At 61.5% G+C, this 5,028-nt stretch carries 4 protein-coding genes and 1 pseudogene; 1 reads left to right on the forward strand and 4 read right to left on the reverse strand.

The window, feature by feature from the left end; translation table 11 throughout:
• A partial coding sequence (locus ACHWRX_RS01065) for a hypothetical protein (RefSeq protein ID WP_394657774.1) occupies positions 1-1,017 on the reverse strand: 1,017 nt, incomplete at its 3' end.
• 227 nt (positions 1,018-1,244) lie between these two features.
• Here ACHWRX_RS01065 and ACHWRX_RS01070 point away from each other — a divergent pair.
• Entirely contained in the window at positions 1,245-2,828 is a 1,584-nt protein-coding gene (locus ACHWRX_RS01070; RefSeq protein ID WP_394657775.1) for a GMC family oxidoreductase, read from the forward strand.
• Here ACHWRX_RS01070 and ACHWRX_RS01075 read toward each other — a convergent pair.
• The 3 genes and pseudogenes from ACHWRX_RS01075 to ACHWRX_RS01085 all read right to left on the reverse strand — a co-directional run.
• A complete protein-coding gene (locus tag ACHWRX_RS01075; protein WP_288483394.1) occupies positions 2,825-3,652 on the reverse strand; it encodes an IclR family transcriptional regulator in 828 nt (275 codons plus the stop codon). The two genes, ACHWRX_RS01070 and ACHWRX_RS01075, sit on opposite strands and share 4 nt — an antisense overlap.
• A gap of 20 nt (positions 3,653-3,672) precedes the next feature.
• A complete protein-coding gene (locus ACHWRX_RS01080; protein WP_394657776.1) occupies positions 3,673-4,593 on the reverse strand; it encodes an NmrA/HSCARG family protein in 921 nt (306 codons plus the stop codon).
• Between the two features lie 48 nt (positions 4,594-4,641).
• Positions 4,642-5,028 (reverse strand): annotated as a pseudogene (locus ACHWRX_RS01085) (hypothetical protein); the annotation flags it as partial.

Consider the following 5,028-nt stretch of genomic DNA (forward strand, 5'->3'; position numbering starts at 1 on the left):
GCGGGAAACATAGACGCCGCCGTGCCGCCCCCGACGCAGTTCGATCAGCTTTTGCTGATCGGCCAGGAGCACGGTGTCCCGCATGACGTCGATACTGACGCCATAAGATGCGGCTAGCGCTGCAATAGTGCCAAGATAATGGCCGGGGTAAACGTCCGGCTCGCTGATCCGCTGATGCAGCGCGCGCAGCACATGATGGGCCAACTTCATGGCGGAAGCCGGGGCTTTGGCGGAGGGCCGAAATAAAGTATGGGGCCGCAAGGTCTGCGAAAGCATGCCGTCCGCCAGCGTCATCTTTACGTATTCGGCTTCTTGATCCGTGCAGTCGCATGCGGCGCGATCCGTGCTGCTGACATCGCCGGCGAGAACGGCCTGGGCGACACACAGCTCCAGTTCCCACATCACCTCGTCACGATCGGAGATCGGGTTGCCTCGGATATCGACAAGATGAAGTTCGGACATCATCGCGTTGTGATAAGCCCCGTGATAGGCGGAGTGAAGAAATGATAGAGCGGCCCCGCCCGCCAGGCTGACAAGATCTGTCCGGAAGATTTGCCAAGCCTCCAAGCTCCAGTTGCCTTTGTCCATCGCTGACATTTTCTGGATGTCGTGTGCCAGGCGCTGGCGTCCCTCAGGGCTTATTTTGCGCGTAGCTTCCCGGATGCCCAAACGGTACAGCGCCATCGCGAACTTCGCGACATCCAGCGTTGGCAACTCTGCCAGAGTAAGATGGTCCACCAGCTTCTGGGTGGCCTCTGCCGATGGCCTCCCGCCGCCATAAAGGCCGCCCAATCGACCACGCACGACGCGGATGACGCCTTGTCGCTCAAGCTCTCTTGCCGCAGAGCGCATAGTGCTGCGGCAAACGCCGAATTCTGCCGATAACTGATGCTCGTCACCCAAGCGGCACATATCCTGTGCATCGCTGGCCTTTGCCCGCAGTAAGCGAATGGCTAGCACCACTCGTCGCTCCGCCGGACCTGCGCCTGCAGGTCGGCCAGCGTCGTTGCGCCTCATCCCGGTATCCCATAATTATCGTTGCCAATGAGGCTAACGACTGATCGCAGCGCCGACAATGCGTAATATGCACATGTGAATACTGGTATCGCCAGTGCGACATCATGGAAATCCCCGTCGCTGTGATCCGGCAGCGGACGCAACCCCTTGCGCCTCAGGGCGATGTCGGGAATATCGCAGCCTGTGATAAGGCGATTTTCTTATACCGATTGGTGAGGATGGGTGAAATGGTAGATTACGTGATCGCCGGCTCCGGCAGCGCGGGTGCCGTCCTGGCGGCCCGACTTACCGAAAATCCCGATGTGAAGGTCATCCTGGTCGAGGCGGGAAAAGATCGGTCGCGCAATCTTTTCGTGACGATGCCCGCAGGCTCTTACGCCATGATGGGAAACAAGATTTTTGATTGGTCGATTCTGGCCGAGCCTGATCCCAGCATCGGGGGTCGGCGTATCAACTGGTCAGGTGGCAAGATGCTGGGCGGGTCCAGCAGCATAAACGGGATGGTCTATGTCCGGGGTAATCGGGATGATTACACCCGCTGGGTTGAAGCCGGTGCCGACGGCTGGGGCTGGCCGGAGATGCTGCCTTACTTCCTGAAGGCCGAGAACTACCAAGGCGCGCCCTCGCAATGGCATGGCAGCCATGGTCCCCTGAAAGTCGGCCACCAGAACGCGCGGCATGAACTCGTCGACGCGGTGATCGGCGCTTTCGTGAACAATGGCGTGCCCCATCGCGAGGAGTACTGCGATGGCGATCAATATGGCGTCTATGAAAATTTGACGACGGCCCCTGGCGGGCGTCGCTCCAGCACGGCGGTGACATATCTGGCAGAGGCTCGCAAGCGGCCGAACCTGACGATCATGACCGAAACCACGGTGGACAAAGTGCTGATCAGTGAAGGCCGTGCGACCGGCCTGCGCGTGATCCGCGGAGATGTGGCGAGCGACATCATGGCACGCACGACACTGGTCTGTGCCGGCGCGTTGAATTCTCCGGCGATCCTGATGCGATCCGGAATCGGCCCGGCACAGGCCCTTTCAGCGCTGGGCATTCCGGTGGTGGCCGATCTGCCCGTTGGCCAGAATCTGCAGGACCACTGCGGGCTGACGTATAGCAAGCTGGTGGATGTTCCTACGTACAACAGCCCGTTCGGCCCCTGGACGATCGGCAAGAACCTTCTACGCTGGCTGGCGAAGAAGAATGGACCGATGTCATCTGCGGCGGTGCAGGTCATGGCAGGCCTGCGGTCTTCTCCCGAACTGCCCGAAGCCGACATCGCCGTTAGTTTCATCCCGCTGGCGATCGGGTTTGAAAAGGGCAAGCCGCAGATGCACAAGCAGCCCGGAATTACCATCGGCGGCAACTGCATGCGGCCCGATAGCCGCGGTGAAATCCGGCTCGCCAGTAGCGATCCGCACGCCGCCCCGATCATCGACCATCGCCTGCTGGGTGATGAAAGAGACGTGCGCCGGCTGATCGCCTTTGGAAAATTCCTGGATCGCCTGTTCCGTACCGAGCCGCTGGCATCGCACGTTGTGGCGGACAATTTTCCGACCGAAACCCCGCGCGACGATGCCGAATGGGAGGCCTTGATTCGGGCAACATCCGGCATCGGGTATCATGCGGCAGGCACATGCCGCATGGGTGGTGCCGATGCCGTGTTGGATCCCCAGCTAAGGGTGCGCGGGATAGAAGGTCTGCGCGTCGTCGATGCTTCGGTCATGCCCTCGCTGGTGTCCGGCAATACCAACGCGGCGACGATTGCGATCGCGGAGCGCGCGGCGGAGTTGTTGAGCCACGTACGGCGCTAGGCGCGTAAGCTATCGGGGCTTACAGATTGCGCTTCCAGCGCCGCCATCGCCGGGGCCAGCAGCGCCCGCGTTGCGACGAGGCGCTGCGCCACATGGCCCAGGCCGTTCTCACTCCATGCGCCCATTATCCCCCCGCATACGAGGCACCATTGCTCGGACGGGGCGGTGCCGGTGGGGAAAAGCGGCACGGCTACAGAGGCGTAGCGTCCGCCAAAGCCGCCCGTCAGTTCCACGTGGCCGTTGTCTGCAAGGCTAGCCACGGCTTGTGCGACGCGATCACGGTGGCGCTCCAAACGCTCAGGATCGGCTAAGGCCATTCGGGCCATCGCCATCTCGCGTTCCTGTTCTGGCAGAGCCGCGAGAACCGCCAGGCCGGCAGCGACGGTGTCCAGCGGCGCTCTCCACCCGATCGCGTGGTCGCGTACGATCATGTCGCCGTCGATTTGCTCCATCCAGATCATCTCGTCATCGGCGCGCAAGCTGAGGGTGGCGCTTGTGCCGATATCATCCACGATACTGCGTAGATAAGGCATGGCGACGCTGCGGGCGTTCTGCCCCTGGGCCGCGATGTAACCCAGGGTGATGGCCGGTGCACCGATGCTGAGGCCACGACCAGTGCTCGAGCGCACTAGGAAGCCGCATTTCAAGAGCGTGTAGCACAGACGCCAGGCGGTGGGCTGGCTCATGCCCAACCGCCGGGCAATCTCCGCCACGTTGAGAACCGCGTGAGGACGATCGAAACAGCGCAGCACGTCCAGCCCGCGCGCCAACGCCTTTACAAACTGGCGGTCATTGGGATCGGTCGTTTCATCGGCCTCAGACATCGCAGGTCGTTTTCGCTTCCTCAGGCCACTTGGACCTGGAAGGCCTTATCGTGCCGCTTGGCCCAATCGGCAAAGCTTTCCAACTTGATGCCATGGCTGCGGGCCTTGGCCAGATCGACCTTGTAGCCTTCGACACTAGCCCACTTCTGGCTTTCCACCAGACCGGCATGATTGCCGGCGGCCACGGCTTCCTTGCCGGAGAGACTGCTGCTCCGCACTGGCCGGCCGGTCACATCCGCAATCACCGCCGCAACGTCAGCCATGGTCAGCGATTCCGCCGCAAGATCGATCTCCTGACCATAGAAACGCGCGGGATCAGCGAAGGCGGCTGCGGCGAAACGCCCGATATCGGCGGCCGCGATCAGATCGAGCTGGGTATCTGCCGACATCGCCGTATCAACGGAGCCCTTGATCAGCGATGGGAACATCCATGTCACTTTGGGCGGGATGAAGTTGTCCATCATGAAGGCAGGCTTCAATACCACCCAGAAGGGGAAGCCGGCGCTGCGCACGATGTCATTCACGCCCGACTTGCTGTTCCAGTAATCGGGCCACCACCGATTGCTGTCCCAACCCACGAAGTTGGCCTGATCACCCGCACGCGCCACGGACGTATGCACGAACGTCTGCACCCCCGCGGCCCGCGCCGCCTCGACCAATTGGCGCCCGGTGCGAAGTTCGCTTTCGAGGTCATCGGGCATCGGGGGCATCTGTACGGAGAAGACCCCAGTCACGCCGCTCATCGCGGTCGCCAGGCTTTCCTTATCGTCGAAGTCGCCTTGAACCACGTCTACGCCGCGACCCGCCAGGTCACGCGCGGCCTGACTGTCCGGGTTGCGCGACATCGCCCTCACCTTGAAGCCTGCGTCCAGCAGTGCGTCGACAGTGGCTCCGCCCTGCGCGCCAGTGGCACCGGTTACGAGAATTAGGTTTGCGGTCATGTAAATTGCTCGCCTTGTGAATAGCTGAAACAGGAATAGCTAGGAAATTCAGCGCGAAGTGGGCAACGGCGCGTCACGAAACATCGCACCTGTGGATTCCAATGCTGACATCGGCACCGTGTATCCGCTGCGATCCTCGATCAGGGTGAATTGATCGCGGATGTCCTCCGGCGTGTGACCGGCTTGATGCCAGCCCTTGGTCAATCCGGTGAAAATCTCGCTGACATGGCCCAGCCCGGTTGAGAACACGCGCTTACTGGGGGCACAATCAGCATGGGCAAGGTAGGCTACCATCGGCGCCACAGCCTCTGGCCGCGCATTGTCCTCGAACCAACGGTTGAAGATTTCGTCGGTGGAAAAGCCCTCGAACAAGCGGGACATTCCCAAGGGGCAGATCGCATTGGTCTTGATGCCAAGGCCCTCCCCATCAAGCGC

Source organism: uncultured Novosphingobium sp. (assembly GCF_964277725.1).
Lineage (GTDB): Bacteria > Pseudomonadota > Alphaproteobacteria > Sphingomonadales > Sphingomonadaceae > Novosphingobium > Novosphingobium fluoreni.